Source organism: Bacillus sp. FSL M8-0049 (assembly GCF_038593355.1).
In the GTDB taxonomy this organism is placed as follows: domain Bacteria; phylum Bacillota; class Bacilli; order Bacillales; family Bacillaceae; genus Bacillus; species Bacillus safensis.
Genome location: NZ_CP151986.1, coordinates 2,095,289 through 2,111,625 on the forward strand (window position 1 = coordinate 2,095,289; position 16,337 = coordinate 2,111,625).

General features: G+C 41.5%; 21 protein-coding genes, 1 pseudogene and 1 riboswitch. Of the genes and pseudogenes, 4 read left to right on the forward strand and 18 right to left on the reverse strand.

What is annotated here, in order from left to right; translation table 11 throughout:
* Positions 1-64 precede the first annotated feature (64 nt).
* Both scpB and NSU13_RS10670 read right to left on the reverse strand, forming a co-directional pair.
* Positions 65-658 carry an SMC-Scp complex subunit ScpB gene (gene scpB, locus NSU13_RS10665; protein WP_024422847.1) on the reverse strand — a complete coding sequence of 198 codons (594 nt, stop codon included), beginning with the start codon at positions 656-658 and terminating at the stop codon, positions 65-67.
* Positions 648-1,406 carry a segregation/condensation protein A gene (locus NSU13_RS10670; protein ID WP_034280379.1) on the reverse strand — a complete coding sequence of 253 codons (759 nt, stop codon included), beginning with the start codon at positions 1,404-1,406 and terminating at the stop codon, positions 648-650. The genes scpB and NSU13_RS10670 overlap by 11 nt, the downstream gene beginning before the upstream one ends.
* A gap of 209 nt (positions 1,407-1,615) precedes the next feature.
* Between NSU13_RS10670 and NSU13_RS10675 the strand changes: the two genes are divergently transcribed.
* Together NSU13_RS10675 and NSU13_RS10680 are read left to right on the forward strand one after the other, a co-directional pair.
* The gene (locus tag NSU13_RS10675) at positions 1,616-1,708 is read left to right on the forward strand and encodes a YjcZ family sporulation protein (RefSeq protein ID WP_012010430.1); all 93 of its coding nucleotides are present in this window, start codon (positions 1,616-1,618) and stop codon (positions 1,706-1,708) included.
* 90 nt (positions 1,709-1,798) lie between these two features.
* Entirely contained in the window at positions 1,799-2,323 is a 525-nt protein-coding gene (locus tag NSU13_RS10680; protein WP_034280377.1) for a DUF309 domain-containing protein, read from the forward strand.
* Positions 2,324-2,347: 24 nt separating this feature from the next.
* On the opposite strand, the gene NSU13_RS10685 is transcribed toward NSU13_RS10680, so the two are convergent.
* The 7 genes and pseudogenes from NSU13_RS10685 to NSU13_RS10715 form a co-directional block, all read right to left on the reverse strand.
* Positions 2,348-2,701, reverse strand: a complete 354-nt coding sequence (locus NSU13_RS10685; RefSeq protein WP_024422850.1) for a GNAT family N-acetyltransferase — start codon at positions 2,699-2,701, stop codon at positions 2,348-2,350.
* Between the two features lie 113 nt (positions 2,702-2,814).
* The gene (ribE, locus tag NSU13_RS10690) at positions 2,815-3,279 is read right to left on the reverse strand and encodes a 6,7-dimethyl-8-ribityllumazine synthase (protein ID WP_029706184.1); all 465 of its coding nucleotides are present in this window, start codon (positions 3,277-3,279) and stop codon (positions 2,815-2,817) included.
* A 74-nt stretch (positions 3,280-3,353) separates the two neighbouring features.
* Positions 3,354-3,932: pseudogene (gene ribB / locus NSU13_RS10695) on the reverse strand (3,4-dihydroxy-2-butanone-4-phosphate synthase); the annotation flags it as partial.
* 11 nt (positions 3,933-3,943) lie between these two features.
* Positions 3,944-4,594, reverse strand: coding sequence for a riboflavin synthase (gene ribE / locus NSU13_RS10700; protein WP_065214669.1), 651 nt, complete (start codon positions 4,592-4,594; stop codon positions 3,944-3,946).
* A 253-nt stretch (positions 4,595-4,847) separates the two neighbouring features.
* A riboswitch (FMN riboswitch) is annotated at positions 4,848-4,989 on the reverse strand.
* 106 nt (positions 4,990-5,095) lie between these two features.
* A complete protein-coding gene (locus tag NSU13_RS10705) occupies positions 5,096-5,440 on the reverse strand; it encodes a hypothetical protein (RefSeq protein ID WP_176967021.1) in 345 nt (114 codons plus the stop codon).
* A 229-nt stretch (positions 5,441-5,669) separates the two neighbouring features.
* Positions 5,670-5,906 (reverse strand): DUF2164 domain-containing protein, encoded by a 237-nt coding sequence (locus NSU13_RS10710; protein WP_061109305.1) that lies wholly within the window; start codon positions 5,904-5,906, stop codon positions 5,670-5,672.
* A 214-nt stretch (positions 5,907-6,120) separates the two neighbouring features.
* Entirely contained in the window at positions 6,121-6,702 is a 582-nt protein-coding gene (locus tag NSU13_RS10715; RefSeq protein ID WP_176967020.1) for a TetR/AcrR family transcriptional regulator, read from the reverse strand.
* Positions 6,703-7,018: 316 nt separating this feature from the next.
* Here NSU13_RS10715 and NSU13_RS10720 point away from each other — a divergent pair, with 316 nt between their 5' ends.
* On the forward strand, positions 7,019-8,242 hold the full coding sequence (locus NSU13_RS10720) for an MFS transporter (RefSeq protein WP_242025966.1): 1,224 nt from the start codon (positions 7,019-7,021) through the stop codon (positions 8,240-8,242).
* A 30-nt stretch (positions 8,243-8,272) separates the two neighbouring features.
* On the opposite strand, the gene NSU13_RS10725 is transcribed toward NSU13_RS10720, so the two are convergent.
* On the reverse strand, positions 8,273-8,710 hold the full coding sequence (locus NSU13_RS10725) for a peptidylprolyl isomerase (protein ID WP_008359679.1): 438 nt from the start codon (positions 8,708-8,710) through the stop codon (positions 8,273-8,275).
* A gap of 321 nt (positions 8,711-9,031) precedes the next feature.
* Here NSU13_RS10725 and NSU13_RS10730 point away from each other — a divergent pair, with 321 nt between their 5' ends.
* Positions 9,032-9,916, forward strand: coding sequence for a DUF1002 domain-containing protein (locus tag NSU13_RS10730; protein ID WP_024422856.1), 885 nt, complete (start codon positions 9,032-9,034; stop codon positions 9,914-9,916).
* 37 nt (positions 9,917-9,953) lie between these two features.
* Here the strand turns inward: NSU13_RS10730 and lysA are convergent, their stop codons facing one another.
* The 8 genes from lysA to NSU13_RS10770 form a co-directional block, all read right to left on the reverse strand.
* The gene (gene lysA, locus NSU13_RS10735; protein ID WP_034280367.1) at positions 9,954-11,279 is read right to left on the reverse strand and encodes a diaminopimelate decarboxylase; all 1,326 of its coding nucleotides are present in this window, start codon (positions 11,277-11,279) and stop codon (positions 9,954-9,956) included.
* A gap of 115 nt (positions 11,280-11,394) precedes the next feature.
* Positions 11,395-12,876 carry a spore germination protein gene (locus NSU13_RS10740; RefSeq protein WP_087975842.1) on the reverse strand — a complete coding sequence of 494 codons (1,482 nt, stop codon included), beginning with the start codon at positions 12,874-12,876 and terminating at the stop codon, positions 11,395-11,397.
* Positions 12,821-13,429 carry a stage V sporulation protein AE gene (locus NSU13_RS10745; RefSeq protein ID WP_046311665.1) on the reverse strand — a complete coding sequence of 203 codons (609 nt, stop codon included), beginning with the start codon at positions 13,427-13,429 and terminating at the stop codon, positions 12,821-12,823. Before NSU13_RS10745 ends, NSU13_RS10740 begins: the two co-directional genes overlap by 56 nt.
* Before the next feature lie 6 nt (positions 13,430-13,435).
* Positions 13,436-13,786: a stage V sporulation protein AE gene (spoVAE, locus tag NSU13_RS10750; protein ID WP_024422860.1), complete on the reverse strand. Its 351-nt coding sequence runs from the start codon at positions 13,784-13,786 to the stop codon at positions 13,436-13,438.
* Positions 13,786-14,802, reverse strand: coding sequence for a stage V sporulation protein AD (gene spoVAD / locus NSU13_RS10755; RefSeq protein WP_034280361.1), 1,017 nt, complete (start codon positions 14,800-14,802; stop codon positions 13,786-13,788). The genes spoVAE and spoVAD overlap by 1 nt, the downstream gene beginning before the upstream one ends.
* 12 nt (positions 14,803-14,814) lie before the next feature.
* Positions 14,815-15,267: a stage V sporulation protein AC gene (gene spoVAC, locus NSU13_RS10760; protein WP_034280360.1), complete on the reverse strand. Its 453-nt coding sequence runs from the start codon at positions 15,265-15,267 to the stop codon at positions 14,815-14,817.
* Positions 15,268-15,287: 20 nt separating this feature from the next.
* Complete coding sequence (locus tag NSU13_RS10765; RefSeq protein WP_034280358.1) at positions 15,288-15,704, reverse strand: stage V sporulation protein AB; 417 nt, start codon at positions 15,702-15,704, stop codon at positions 15,288-15,290.
* Positions 15,694-16,314, reverse strand: a complete 621-nt coding sequence (locus tag NSU13_RS10770) for a stage V sporulation protein AA (protein WP_034280357.1) — start codon at positions 16,312-16,314, stop codon at positions 15,694-15,696. Before NSU13_RS10770 ends, NSU13_RS10765 begins: the two co-directional genes overlap by 11 nt.
* Between the last annotated feature and the right edge of the window lie 23 nt (positions 16,315-16,337).

Consider the following 16,337-nt stretch of genomic DNA (forward strand, 5'->3'; position numbering starts at 1 on the left):
CATCAAAAGATTTTAGACCTAAAATCTTTTTTATATTTTATCATACATTTTTCCTTCTTTTGAACTATTTTATGTCTTCAAATGTTTGATTGAAGTTTTCAAAAAATAGATCAGCCTCTTCTTGTACCCCGTCTGCTTCCACATTTTCTGGAAGCGGCGGTAATTCATCTAAGGCTTTTAAGCCAAATTGCTCTAAAAAGGTAGGGGTTGTCCCATAAAGAATCGCTCGTCCCGGACCATCGGCACGTCCTACTTCACAGAGCAGTGCTTTGGCTACTAAGCTATGAAGTACCCGCTCTGATTTGACTCCTCTAATCTCCTCTACCTCACTGCGTGTAATCGGCTGTTTATAAGAAACAATGGCAAGCACCTCCAGCGCTGCCTGCGACAAACCCTTGGATGGTGTCTCGACTAATTTTTTTAAATACATGCTGTATTCTTTTTTCGTCAGCAGCATATATGAATCTGCATATTCAATGAGCTCAATCCCTCGTTCTTGTTTTTGATATTCTTCCTTTACGGAAGACATAATGTCGAGTAATACCGACTCATCTACTTCAAGAACAGACATGAGCTGTTTTCTTGTTAAGCCTTCGTCACCTGCTGCATACAGCAGCGCTTCTAAGATGGCTTTCCAATTCACGATATCAAGCGTCATGAATCGTTTCACTCCCTATGATATAAATGTCTTCAAAGTTCCCTTCCTGCTCTAGCAAGATTTGATGACTTTTCATCAATTCGAGAACAGCAAGAAACGTCACGACAAGGTGCTCCTTTTGATCATGTTGAAATAGAGTCATGAAATTGGTCCGCTTTTTTGTTTTTCTTAAATGGTTCATAATCTCATTCATTTTGTCTTCAATCGGGATTTCTTGTCTTGTAATCTTTGATGGTGCTGGTTTCGTTATTTTCTTTCGATTTAATACCTTTTGGAACGCACCTAACATATCATACACCGTTACGTGTAAATTTGTGTCCTTCGCTTCTGATTCTTTTGCAAATTCGCTTAAATCACTCGGTGGTTTTGTAAAGGCATTTTGCCTTTCTTCTTCGCGTTCCTTTAGTTCTTGTGCTGCATTTTTATACTTGCGGTATTCAATCAATTTGCCAATCAGCTCTTCTCGAGGATCTTCTTCCTCTTCGAGCAGGTCTTCATCAAACAGCTCTTCCTCTTGTTTTGGAAGAAGCATTCTGCTTTTAATACTCAGGAGTGTTGCAGCCATGACCAAATATTCGCTCGCAACATCGAGCTCAAGCTCCCTCATCGTGTGGACATATAATAAATACTGCTCCGTAATTTTAGCGACGGGAATATCATAAATATCAATTTCCAACCGGTTAATTAAATGTAAAAGCAAGTCCAAAGGACCCTCGAACGAATCTATTTTCACCTGATATTCCAGCATCTTTTTCTCACCATTTCTACTGTCTTCTAAGTACCGTTTCACCGGCTAACCTTTAGTATAAGACAGGATAAAGCTCTCGTCCAATATAATTTCGGCCATAATGCCTTAGGCAAATCAAGAAAAACAGTGGATCCGCCCATACCAATAAGGGCATTTATACATAGAATACCATTGTAATCAGAACTGATGAAAAAGGAGGCCGTATCATTATGGGAGATGGCTATAACTTCGGCGGAGGATTCGCGCTTATTGTCGTGCTTTTCATCTTGCTGATCATCGTTGGCGCGGCTTGGGTTTATTAAAGAAACAGAGCGTCCTTTTCACTAAAGGGACGCTCTTTCTTCTTTTCTTTTCGATATGTTAGACTGAGAGTGGAAAAGGAGATGACCGCTGTGTATCCTGAAGCGTACGTGGCTTTTTTACACGAATTTCATACGACAAGAGATTATTTTGAGTGTCATGAAATTCTAGAGGAATATTGGAAAGAAGATCCCCCTAAGCAGCGCAAAGACTATTGGGTCGGGCTCATTCAGCTCGCTGTTGCCTTGTATCATCAAAGACGGGGAAATGGAAAAGGAGCAAAACGGCTCATTTCTAACAGTCTTCATTTGTTAGAAGCAAACCGTTCAGTATTATCGAATCTCGGTCTGGATGATGAGGCATTTCTGATGCTTCTGAGAACGCTGAAAAAGAAAATGGATGAAGATATGCCCTATGAGAGTGTGATGCTGCCGATCAAAGATGAAGCACTTCTTTCTTTATGCCAAGAAATGGCCCAAAAAGAAGGACTGCTCTTTGGACAGGAAAGCAACTTATCCCATACATTTTTAATCGAAAAACATAGACTCCGTGACCGGACAGAAGTTTTGCTGGAACGAAAAAAGCAGATTGAACGTAAAAAAAGCAGAGGACTGTAGCCTCTGCTTTTACATGTGTGATATTTAATTTGATTCGCTGTGACACTTATGAAAGAAGCCTTGCGTTAATTCATTTGGAATGAGTGTTTTGGTTTTAAATATTTCTTCCACGGCTAAAACCATTTCCTTGCCGATTCCTTGATCACGATGGGATGGATTCACACTAATATGCTCAATTTGTACTTGGTCGTCTGTTTTGAGCACACCAATAGCACCTACAATATCCTCGCCATCTTTCCATAGGAACAGCTGCCGATCTTCATCCATTTCATATGACTTCATCGTCTGCTGAAGCTGTTTGACGTCTTTCTCACCCGGCATAAAGGACAGAAGTCCCATGGCAATTTTTTCAAAAGACCTCTTGTAACGAATTAACATATATACCCCTCAATATTCAAATTATCCTAATTTCCAGCAAATGTCTTATGATTCATTTGCTCATCACACATTATAAACATTTTTATACCGTTTTTAAACTCTTTTTCACTAAATTAAGAGAACGTTCGATTGAGATTCGCCATTTCAATAGCAGCTGCAGCCGATTCGCTGCCTTTATTTCCTGCTTTTGTACCAGCTCTTTCAATGGCTTGTTCAATAGATTCTGTTGTGAGTACACCAAAGATAATCGGTACCCCTGTTGACATAGCACTCTGAGCAATTCCTTTAGCAGCTTCATTACAAACGTAATCATAGTGAGTCGTTGCGCCTCTGATCACGGTTCCAAGTGTGATGACTGCATCATATTTTTTGGTTTCTGCTAATTTTTTTGCCATGTACGGGATTTCAAAAGCGCCTGGTACCCACACAACATCGATATCATCACCATTTGCTCCGTGTCTGAGTAATGTATCTTCTGCTCCATCTAACAGTTTACTTGTAATAAAATCATTGAATCTCGCTACAACGATTGCAAATTTTAGTCCTTCTGCTACTACATGACCTTGTATTGTATTCATATGTTGATCATCCTTTTTTGTGATTTTTATTTTGTTTCAATAGCGGCTGTTCGATTGTTGTTTAAATATGTCTGTAATGCTTCGATTGTCAGCATCTTTAAATCATGCTGTTTTTGGATCTCCTTTAGTTCAGGGACGCGCGCCATTGATCCATCTGCATTCATAATTTCACATATGACACCCGCTGGCTCTGAGCCTGCCAGTTTAGCAAGATCAACCGCCGCCTCTGTATGACCCGGTCTTTCTAGTACGCCGCCCTCTTTTGCAATAAGCGGAAAAACATGTCCTGGACGGGCAAATTCGTCTGGTTTTGCGTCTTTATTTAACATGGCCAGCATGGTCGTGGAGCGCTCAAAAGCACTAATACCAGTCGTCGTTGTCACATGGTCGATGCTTACTGTAAATGCTGTATGGTGTGCATCCGTATTATGTTCAACCATTGGATGCAGATTCAGGTGTTTTGCGATCGACGCATCGACTGGCGTACAAATGAGGCCTCTTCCATGTAAAGCCATGAAGTTAATCACCTCAGGTGTGGCATGCTCAGCAAGTGCCACAAAGTCTCCTTCATTTTCTCTGTCTTCATCATCCACTACGATAATGATTTCTCCTTGTTTAAGGGCATTTACTGCCTCATCAACGGAATGATACATACAATCGCCTCCTAGAATCCGTGCTCTTTTAGAAATGATGGGGTCAATCGAGATGGCTGTTTTTCGCTCTGCTCTTTTGTTAAAAAGCGATAAATGTATTTACCGATCATGTCACACTCTATATTCACGATATCCCCCATAGATTTAGTCGGGAAAATAGTTCCTTCAAGCGTGTGAGGAATAATAGAGACTGTGACATGTGAATCTCGCAAATCGAAAATGGTCAAGCTGACACCATCTATTGCGATCGAACCCTTTTGGGTGAGCATATCTGTGAGGGTCTTGTTCATCTTTAAATCATAGTAAATGGCATTACTCTTCTTTTCTATCCGGGTAATGACAGCCGTTCCATCAACATGGCCTGAGACAAAGTGGCCGCCAAATCGTCCATTTGAGGACATGGCTCGCTCTAAATTCACTGGACTGCCTTTTGTCAGCTGATCCAGCGATGTGGCTTTGACCGTCTCTGGCATCACATCTGCCGCGAACTGTTCTTTTGTGAAGCTAGTGACTGTGAGACATACTCCATTAATGGCGATACTGTCTCCGAGGTGAACATCTTCCAGCACACGGCTGCATGTAATGACAATTTCCATGGCAGCTGCTGACTTTTTACTTAATGACTGAACGGTGCCAACTTCTTCAATTATCCCCGTAAACATGTGATCCTCCCTTTCGTTTCATTTGTATTTCTCACTTTTAAAAAAAGCGATGTTAGGGACATGTGATCGATTGAGCACCTTCGTCGCTTTTTATGGTCCATACAAGGTAGATGAGGGATCACCTAATAAACACTGTATGCAGTCTATTAAAGACAGAAACATACAGAAAGCCCCGGAAAAAATTCCGGGGCTGTGGTTTTTTTGCATCAGAAATAAGACTATGATCAACAAATATTTTTCGTTCATAGCTTTCTTTATCCTTCTCCCATCCAGACTTTCACTGTCGGCTTCAGCTTTTCACTGAATCAACCGTTAATAAATTAACGGGTCACGGGCTGTAAAGCATTTGCTTTATTACCGTCGGTCGGGATTTTCACCCTGCCCCGAAGGATACAATCGATATTTAGCTGTCCTTAGGGGCTATTATAGCGATCCTTGTTGTCAAATGCAACAATCAAGATTTCTTCACAAAAAAAGCCTCCTTATAGGAAAGGAGACATGTTAATTGACGACTTTTACAACTTTTATCAGCCCATCTATTCTTTTTTCATTACTAAAGTAGGCTTTAATACGATCTCCTTTTTTCAGATCGGCCACATCATCTTCAAATTTCTTACCATTAAAAATGATTTTTGTGCCATTCTTCGCTTGACCGTAATATTCATCTCCATCAATTTTCGTAATGGTATATTCATAGATGGTGTAATCTTTATCATTATTTGTTAAGCTTTCGCCAATAGCTGTTGGCACATCATCAATTTTCATGCCATTCATGTATAAATAACCTGCGCCTAAACAAAGCAGTAAAACAAATAAAATCGCAATTTTTAATTTAATTTTCCCCATATTTAGAACCTCCATCATCTGCACTTCGCCTATTTGTATGTTTTATTCCTTCTTTTATTGAAATAAAACCAAAAAAGCATATTTTCATTAATGGTTACTTATATAACGATTCAGATGGCCCTTTGGTTCCACCTCTTAATCATTACATATGATACGAATATGCGTTCTTTATTAAGGGGGTCTTTTTCCTATTTATTAGTTCGTAACACACCATACTGCAAGCTTTTCATTATATTCTTTTTTCGAGTGCGAATAAGTCTTCCTCTAACAATTGTGACCGCTGAACAGCGATGCTGCGGCTGTCGCGAACCCCTTGATTATAGTAGTAGCTTCCAAGGTTTTTTGTGATAAATTCTAGTATATTAATGGCTGCTAATTCACCAATCTCTTCTTCTCGTTCTTCGGCAAAATAACGCTGAATAGCCATCGTCATTTGATTTCTCTCTTCTTTTGTGAGTGGTTTCAAAGTCTCCCCTTCTTTCTTTTCGCTTTCTACATTTGCATTCTGGATGTGCTGGCACCCCCCGAATACGAATGTTTGTTCTCTTATCATATCATAAAAACACATTCTGTGCATGACTGCCCTATAAGAAAAAGCGTATTTTGATGTAATGGATCAAATACGCTTTCACTATGCTGTATGATTTTTTCACGGAAGCTGTCATAGCGTGTTGTCCATTTTATTTTAAAATGGATAGGATCGTCGCTACAGAATGATCTACAAATGAACGCTCTGGACGTGACTTCATGAGGACGGTAAGCCCGATGAAAGAAACGACCAGCGTCTGTGCTAAGGCTTTAGCATTCAAGCTGCTTTCAAGCTCACCAGAGCGAATACCTTGCACAATCTTTTCTTCAAATATGACCGAAAGATACATCTGATGCTCTCTTGTCAGAATTTCAAATTTCTCTTCGTGTGGAGCAAGCTCCACTATCGTATTAATGCAAAAACAGCCTTTACTCGGGCCATCCCTGTATTCCTCTTCCACTACATCTGTAAATAATGTATGAAATGCTTCCTTTACAGATTGATTGTTTTGAAGTTTTGTTCGAATACGGACTGCATGCTGCTTTGTATATTTGCGTAAGGCAGCCTCAAATAACTCCTCTTTATCTCCAAAGGCTGAGTATAAGCTTGGCCGCTGTATTCCCATTTTTGCAGTCAAATCGCTTAACGTTGTAGCTCTATATCCCTTTTCCCAAAAAAGCACCATTGCATCATCCAACGCTTTTTCCTCATCAAACTCACGCTGTCGAACCATCATCAATTCCTCTTTTCAATAATAAAATCATTTCACCAAAACAATTATTCATTTATTTATTTGTAAGGATATCATTTTTTATTACCAATCAGTACATTATAATTTTATTTTATTCATTTAAAATTGTCAAACCTACCTTTTTACTTTCAAAATTAACTTAGAATAACTGGATTAAACTCTTGACTTTAAAACATTTTGTTGGTTATCCTTAACAGAAATCAATTTATACTTATCGGTATATTATACTTTTTAGTATAAAAAGGAGAGGATGCAATGAATGGTTAAAGATAAAATGACTCCAAGAGATCATCCTGATATGAAAACGGCTCATTTTCGAATAAAGCCTGGATCAAAAATGACTCACTATATGGCACTACTTTTTGCAGCATCGTGCGGGATGGCTGTTGCAAACATATACTTCGCACAACCGTTATTAGATTCACTGGCAGACGAGTTCGGTATCACGTATTCATCCATCGGTATTGTCATTACGATTACTCAGCTTTGTTATGCAGCGGGGCTGCTACTGATAGTACCACTTGGTGATCTGTTGAATCGACGCCGGCTCATCATTGGTCAGATGCTTTTATCTGTGCTTGCCCTCATTCTAGTCGGCATTGCTCCTATCATCGCCGTCCTATTTCTAGGATTAGCAGTGGTCGGACTGCTCGCTGTAGTCACTCAGGTACTCGTTGCGTTTGCAGCAAGTTGGGCTGCTCCAGAAGAGCGCGGCCGTATAGTCGGCTTGGTGCAAAGTGGAATTGTAATCGGTATTCTTCTCGCCCGGACCTTTGCCGGTGTATTAACCGATTTTGCTGGCTGGAGGTTTGTTTATCTTGTTTCTACCGTCATCATGCTTATCCTGACTGGCGTATTGTTCCGAGTGCTCCCGCATGATAACAGCAAAAGAGAATCATTATCCTATGCTGATCTGCTTCGTTCAATGTTTACATTGTTTATACAAGAACGAATTCTCCGCATCCGTGGGATTCTGGCTCTTCTGATTTTTATTGTCTTTGGTACGTTATGGACTTCACTCGTGCTGCCTCTCAGTACAGCGCCATACTCTCTTTCACATACTGCTATTGGCGCATTTGGTCTTGCTGGGGCAGCCGGAGCGTTAGGAGCTGCTCGGGCTGGCAGCCTTGCTGATCGAGGTTTTGGACAGTTCACAACCGGTATAGCCCTTGTCCTCTTATTCATTTCATGGTTTTTCATCAGTTTGACTGAATATTCACTTATTGCATTAGTCATTGGCATTATCATTCTTGACGTATCTGTGCAGGCAGTACATGTGACCAATCAGAGTATGATTTTTACAGTACGGCCTGAGGCGAGAAGCCGGCTTACTGCCGCTTACATGATTTTTTACTCCATCGGCAGTGCGACCGGTTCAATTGTTTCAACCAGCATATACGCAGCCTATGGCTGGAGCGGAGTATGTCTTTTTGGTGCCTCTATCAGCGCTTTAGCCATTTTGTATTGGATCATCACCTATCGCATAACGAAACAAATCACGGTAGAATCAGAAACAAAATAAAAAAACACCGCGATTAAGCGGTGTTTTAGATTAAGCATCTACAACTTCAACTTTTTCCATGCCTTGGCCTTGCTCCATATCAAGTACAGCCTCGATACCAGATGTTACCTTGCCAAAAACAGTGTGAACACCGTTTAAGTGCGGCTGCGGGTCATGTACGATAAAGAATTGGCTGCCGCCTGTGTCTTTACCAGCATGTGCCATTGATAATGAACCTCTTTCGTGCTGATGTGGATTTCCTTCTGTTTCACATTTAATTGTGTAACCAGGACCACCCGTTCCATTACCGTTTGGGTCGCCGCCTTGGCTGACGAAACCTGGAATCACACGGTGGAATTTTAATCCATCGTAGAAGCCTTCATTCGCTAATTTTTCAAAGTTTGCTACTGTACCTGGAGCAGCCTCTGGGTAAAGTTCAAACTCAATTTTCTTTCCATTCGTTAATTGTATGTATCCTTTTTTCGCCATTTTTCACATTCTCCTTTCAGGTTAAACAACGCTCATTATAGCACATTTTCGGTGATGTTAAACATCCCCTGCTCTTCGATTGTCATTTACCTCTTAACTGATGATTGATAAAATAGGGTTGCTTGATTCTTTTTTCCTAATAAAATGATATCTGACTAAATGACATGTCTTCATTTATTGGAAAAGGAACACATCTTAAAAAGAAAATTGAAACGTCGAGCCAATTTGTTACGTCTATATGATGGAGTGCACTTCATCACGTGTACTCAAAAGATGAGTTTCTCTTGAAAGAGGAACGCTTTCGACTTGAAGGAGGTCAACATGTTTAAAAAAATGATGCTTGGTATGATGGCAGCGCTCCTTTTCCTAATTGGTGCGCCAAAAGTCAGCTTAGCGGATGCAGCTGTCGGCGATGTCATCGTCACACTCGGGCAAGACCTAACACCGGCTGATCGCCAGAAGGTGCTTGACGAGTTGAACCCACCTGAAAATGCGACAAAAATTGAAGTAACCAATAAAGAAGAGCACGAATATTTAGGAAAGTATATCCCTCGTTCTTCTATCGGGACGAGAGCATTATCATCTTCATCGATCACCATTGAAAAATCAGGTACTGGTCTGACTGTGGATACACACAACATCAAGACCATTACAGATGAGATGTATTTAAATGCTTTAATGACAGCAGGTGTCAAAGATGCCAAGGTTGTCGTGACTGCTCCATTTGAAGTATCTGGTACAGCCGCACTGACGGGCTTACTAAAAGCGTATGAGGTGTCAAGCGACAAAGCCATTCCAGAAGATGTGAAGCAGGTGGCAAACGAAGAGCTTGTGACAACTTCTAAATTGGGTGACTCTATCGGAAAAGACAACGCTTCTGCCCTTATTGCAAAAATCAAAGATGACATTGCAAAAAATGGTGTTCCTAAAACCACAAAAGAAGTAGAAGAAAAAGTGGATCAGGCTGCTTCTGATTTGAACTTAAATCTGACGCAGGATCAAAAAGATCAGCTTGTCTCGCTATTTGATAAAATGAAAAACATCAATATCGATTGGAATCAAGTAGGATCTCAAATTGATAAAGCAAAAGACAAGATTACTAAATTCATAGAATCGGATGAAGGGAAAAACCTTCTTCAAAAGATTTGGGATTTCTTTGTCTCCATTTGGAACGCGATCGTTTCTGTATTCACTGGAGGAAAATAATTCATGAAAAAAGCTGCCTGAACACCAGGCGGCTTTTTTAAGTAGATGATTTCACTTTTGATTGATACGGTAAATCAAGTTTGACAATGTCCTCATATGTTTCACGCTCAACCACTAGCTGCGCTTCCCCGTCTTCTACAAACACAACAGCTGGGCGCGGGATACGGTTATAGTTGTTTGACATACTATAGCCGTAAGCTCCGGTACAAAAGACAGCTAATAAATCCCCTTGTGATAATTCTGGCAGATCGATATCCCAAATGAGCATATCTCCGCTTTCACAGCATTTACCGGCAATTGAAACCGTTTGATCATGCGTTTGGCTCATTTTGTTGGCACTTGCGGCTTCATATTTCGCTTGATATAAAGCTGGACGAATGTTATCACTCATTCCGCCATCTATCGCCACATAATCGCGGATGCCAGGTACATGTTTTGATGATCCGATCGTATAAAGAGTCGTCCCTGCATCTCCAACAAGAGAACGGCCTGGTTCTATCCAAATCTCCGGCATATCAAACTCATAGCGGGCAACGTTCTCTTTCACAGCTTGGATAATTTTCTCGACATATTCTGTTGCAGGAAGTGGTTCATCCTCTTCTGTATAACGAATCCCAAAACCGCCGCCTAAGTTTAACACTGTTGAAATAAAACCAAATGATTCTCTCCATTCATCCAGCTTCAAAAAGATTTTATCTGCTGCAAGGACAAAACCAGCCGTATCAAAAATTTGTGAACCGATATGACAATGAACACCTAAAAGCTCGATCACTTCTGAACCAAGCACTTGTTTCACCGCTTCATCTGCTTGTCCATTGTGAAGATCAAAGCCAAATTTTGAATCCTCTTGACCTGTCGTAATGTAATCATGCGTATGCGCTTCGACACCAGGCGTGATGCGGAGCAATACTTTGACTTTTTTTGACAGCTCTTGACCAAGCTGTTCAATGAGCTTCATTTCATAGAAATTATCCACAACAATACAGCCGATCCCATGCTCTAAAGCCATTTTTAATTCTTCTCTGCTTTTATTATTGCCATGGAAATGAATTTTTTCTACTGGAAATCCAGCGCAAATGGCTGTGTGAAGCTCACCGCCTGATACGACATCAAGAGATAATCCTTCTTCTTTGGCAAGCTGAAACATAGCGATGGAGGAAAATGCTTTACTCGCATATGCTACCTGCGCCGTTAATTCTTCTTCTATAAACGCTTTTTGAAAGCTTTTTGCGCGCTCCCGTATTAAAGCCACATCATATACATAAAGTGGTGTCCCATACGTTTCAGCTAAAGAAACGGCATCAACACCACCAATTTCTAAATGACCGAGTTCATTTTGTCTGCAAGTGCCGTGTAAATACAATGTCATTCCCTCTTTCTCCGCTTCGGCTGAAAAAAGGCAGCTGCGTGAGCTGCCTTTTGCCGTGTCTCAAAGTTAAAAATACAATATCACAATCTTCAGCCACTTTCAATGAGCGTTAAGAATTTGGCGGAATTTTTGATCTGTTTTGAGGGTGAACGATGCTCGGCCTTACTTTTGAGCCAGGAACAGACGTCCGAATTAGCACTTGCCACAAAGCCTTTCCATTAAAAGGAATGAACGGCCACATATAAGGCGTCTGCAATGAACGAATGGATGTTAAATAAATGATTAACAACGTAAAACCAATGATGAGTCCATTCAGCTTAAAGATTGCCACTAGTGCTAGGATGATGAGCCTTACAATCTTATTGGCGACACTCAGCTCATAGCTTGGCGTTGTAAAGGTACCGATCGCTGCCAGCGAGACGTATAAGATGACCTCTGGTGTAAATAAACCAACATCAATGGCGATTTGTCCAATTAAAACAGCCGCGATCAGCCCCATGGCGGTCGACAATGCGGTTGGCGTATGAATCGCAGCCATCCTTAAAAATTCCACCCCGAAATCAGCAAGAAATACTTGGAGAATCACAGGGATATGAGAAGGTTTGTTAAATCCAATATAGCTTAAATTGTCTGGCAGGAGATTTGGTTCGAGGATAAAAAGAAACCAAATCGGCAAAAGAAAGGTAGAACATAAAATGCCTAAAAAGCGTACCCATCTTAAGAATGTACCAACGGCAGGTGCCTGGCGGTATTCTTCTGCATGCTGAACGTGGTGAAAAATAGTGGTTGGTGTAATGATGACACTAGGGGATGTATCCGTAATGATGATGACATGCCCTTCTAATATGTGGTTAGCGGCGACATCTGGACGCTCGGTGTAACGCACTAGCGGAAAGGGATTATATCCTTGCTTAATAATAAATTCTTCAATCGTTTTATCAGACATCGTCAACCCATCGACTTTGATTCCTGATACTTCTTTTTCTATAATATCTACTAAGTCAGGGTCTGCAATATCTTCAATATAGCAAACACAGACATCCGCTTTTGAACGTTCGCCTACTTTGAGCATTTTGTATCGCAGCTTTTCATCCCGTACTCTTCTTCGAATCAGCGCTGTGTTTACAATAATGTTTTCAACAAAGCCGTCCCTTGCTCCCCGGACCACCTTTTCTGTATCCGGCTCCTCAGGCATTCTGCCAGGATAGCTTCTAACATCAATGATAAAGGCGTAGTTTTCACCTTCTACAACGACTGCTACAAGCCCAGACAGTACTTGATCCACTGCTTCATCAAGCGTTTCTACCTTGGACACCTGCTGATTGACAAGGCGGTTCTCGACTACATGTGCAAGATCATCTGATTCAGGTTCGTTGTCATTGATTTCGATTAGTTCCTTTAATAAGTAGATGACATACTGTGTATCACACAATCCGTTTACATAGTAAAGCTGGATTTCCTGATCGTGTATATAAATTTTCCGAACACCAAGGTCAAAGCTGAGACCCATCCCGACATTTTCCTTGAAGTAATCTTCATTTTTCTTCGGGTCTCGGTACACGTTTACCTTGTCTTTCTTCATGGTAACCACTCCTTTCTAGTATTAATTCCACTGCTTTCATCGTGATTGGAGATCCCTTGCTCAGATCATCTTTTCGTCCCATCTTGCCAATATCTCCAATCCCGACAACTAACGGAAGGTTGAGGGAGTCAAGGCAATACACTGTATCCCCGCTCATTTTATGGGGCTCCATTTCGGGAAGACCGTGTTTGTCGACACCATATTCTGTCAGTTCACCTTCCCGGTCAATCGAGACATGAACCTTTGTCCATTCTGCTTGATGCGTCTTGGATGCAACTGCGATCGCACCAATAACTTCGATTTCAGGGTGGCGCGCCACATGTTTCATCGCCGTCTCCCCTGTTCCTTCACCTGTCAGACCAGAATCATCAAACATCACAAAGACTGGATCATACGGCGTTTTTAAAATCATCTGAACAAGTTCAGGTCCTGTCCGTTTGCTTGGATTTCCTTTTGAACTGGAAATACATCGTCCGCCGACGTTTTTAGCAGCAAGCTCTATGGTTTTGGCAGCATATATATCTCCGTCTGTCACTAAAATGACTTTCCGTCTTTGCCCCATATTCGGTTATCCTTTCGGTTTAAAGATAAGTGCGACAATAAATGAGAATAAAATCGCAGCTGATATTCCAGCAGAGGTTAATTCAAAAATACCGATACCGATGCCGATGAATCCATGTACATCTGCCTGATGCATTGCCCCATGAAGCAAGCTATGACCAAAGCTGACGATTGGTACGGTTGCACCCGCACCTGCAAATTCAATAAATTTATCATAAATACCGAATCCATCTAAAATGGTACCCGCTACAACAAAAGTAGTCATGACATGTGCAGGCGTGAGTTTAAGTACGTCTAGTAAAAGCTGGCCAATGACGCAAATAAGTCCGCCTGCCACAAAAGCGATAAGATAATCCATTAGCTCTCTCCTCCTGCACGCTCAAATACGACACCGTGCGCAATGGTTGGAATGGTCTCTTTTTGCTGAACCATCATCGGGCTGAGTAACGCCCCGGTTGCCACAACAAGTACTCTTTGCAAATTCCCTGCTTTCATTTCTTGAAAAATATGACTAAATGTCACAATAGCTGAACAAGCACAGCCGCTGCCTCCAGCGAATACGTTTTGGTCGGGTGTATAGATAATTAAACCGCAATCATCGTGCTTTCGCCCAAGCTGAATGCCGTCTTCTTTCAGAAGATCCTTTAAGATCGGTGAACCAATGCCTGATAAATCACCAGTTAAAATCAGATCGTAATCATCTACTGTTCTTCCTAAGTCTTCTAAATGCTGCTTGATGGTGTCTGCCGCTGCCGGTGCCATGGCCGATCCCATATCAAATGGATCTGTAATGCCAAGATCCATGACCCTGCCTACTGTTGCGCTTGTAATTTGAATGTCAGAGATTTCTTGGCTGATAATAACGGCTCCGCTTCCTGTCACTGTACTTGTTGCTGTATCGGGCTTTTGTCCGCCGTATTCTGTCGGATTACGAAATTGGCGTTCTGCCGTCGCATTATGGCTGCTTGTCGCTGCAATGGCTCTATTTGCAAAACCGCCATCAATGAGCGCTGACGCAATGGCAACCGATTCCATTGAAGTCGAGCATGCCCCAAACAAGCAAAGAAACGGGATCTTCAGCTCTCTTGCCACATAGTTTGCAGTGACGTTCTGATTGAGTAAATCTCCAGCCAGCAACAGGTCAATATCGCTTTTTTGCAAATTTGCTTTTGATAAAGCGGTTGATATCGCATCATCCATGAGCTTCCTTTCAGCCATTTCCCAATTCTTTTGATCACAGTGCATTTCATCATACGTTTTATCAATTAAATGGCCAATCGGGCCTTCTTTTTCTTTCGGTCCTGCAGCAGTTCCTTCTGCATTGACATAAAGCTTGTGCTCAAATACCCAAGATTGTTTACCTGTTAGTTTCACCTTTCATTCCTCCTACGAAAACATCTTTTCAAAGACGTATCGAATGATCCCTACGACATATGCGGAAACGACACCAAACACAATGACGTTCCCAGCGAGTTTAAACATATTTGTGGCAACACCTAAAACAAGCCCTTCACTTTTATGCTCAAGGGCAGCACTTGTCATACTGTTAGCAAAGCCTGTCACTGGTACGGCCGATCCGGCTCCAGCAAACTGGCCGATTCTATCGTAAATACCGATACCCGTTAATAGAGAAGAAATTAAAATGAGGGTTGCCACCGTCGGATTCCCTGCTGTCTTTTCGTTAAAATCAAAAAAATGGATATAGAAATTTTGCAGTCCCTCACCTATCAGACAGATTAAGCCGCCAACTAAAAACGCCTTGATGCAGTTGATGACATAAGGAGGTTTGGGCTGATACGTTTTTACCTTAGATGGATAGTTCTCTTTTAAACTCGACACGTGTTGTTCCCTCCAATTTCTTAAATATAAATAAGCCAATGAAATAGTGAACCAAATACCTTTCCTAAGACGATGGCCATGAGCAGCAAAACAATTTTCCCGTCCATTCCAATTCTTTTCGTTAATATAGGAAGTACATTTAATACTTCAGTGAGTGCAGCTGCAAGCATGCCGACAAAGATACCTGATAAAAGACCGACCGGCAGTGCCAGCCATTTGGTTAAATGCAGATGTATTTGACTTAAGGTGGCCCAGCCGCCAACGACTGCACCGCTAATGACAGCCGCCTCGTACCCTTGTATGAAGCGCTGCGTTTTGGTTAATTGCATTAAGCGGGGAATGATGCCAAGCACTGTAAGAAATGCCACAAATCCTGCTCCGACCGTTAAACCGCCGCCAAGTCCAACGAGTACGACAAAAAGCCATTTACCGATCATGGATATCTTTCAATGTTTCTTTATTTTCGTTGAGTGCGACGTAATGATCGAGATCAAGCTGATATTTAAACATTTCCACCTCGAGCGGACTTGGTTCTTCATTTAAACGCTTTTTAAATACATGATTGAAAAACAAAATCATGCCAAAGCCGAGTCCAAAGCTATATGGAATTTGTAATAAATACGGATGCTCAACCGTTTTTCCAGTGATCATTTCATATAGACGGATATGAACGAGCCGCATACTGACATCCTCGTGGAAATTCATAATGGCAAGGGCCGCTCCGACAAATAATAGGAGCCATACAAACACAAATAAAACGGGAGAAAGCTGGCGTTTGCCTGTATCAATTTCAACAATAGCTTCAGAGCCGCCGACGGTTTGAATGTCGATATCCGGCCACGTTTTTTTGATCGTTTTGACGACATGCATGATATCAAGTACGACGATGTGACGATCCTTTTTGCTGACATGATACACCGGCATTTTGCTAAGCTTTTGCACAGCAAACTCATCACCAGTGATTTGGGCGATATCCTCTAAATAAATGAGCTGATCAATACCGGTCTTGATTCGATGGCGCAGCCGAATAAAGATTTGTCCGTCCATCCAAGTCACTTCCTATACGATGG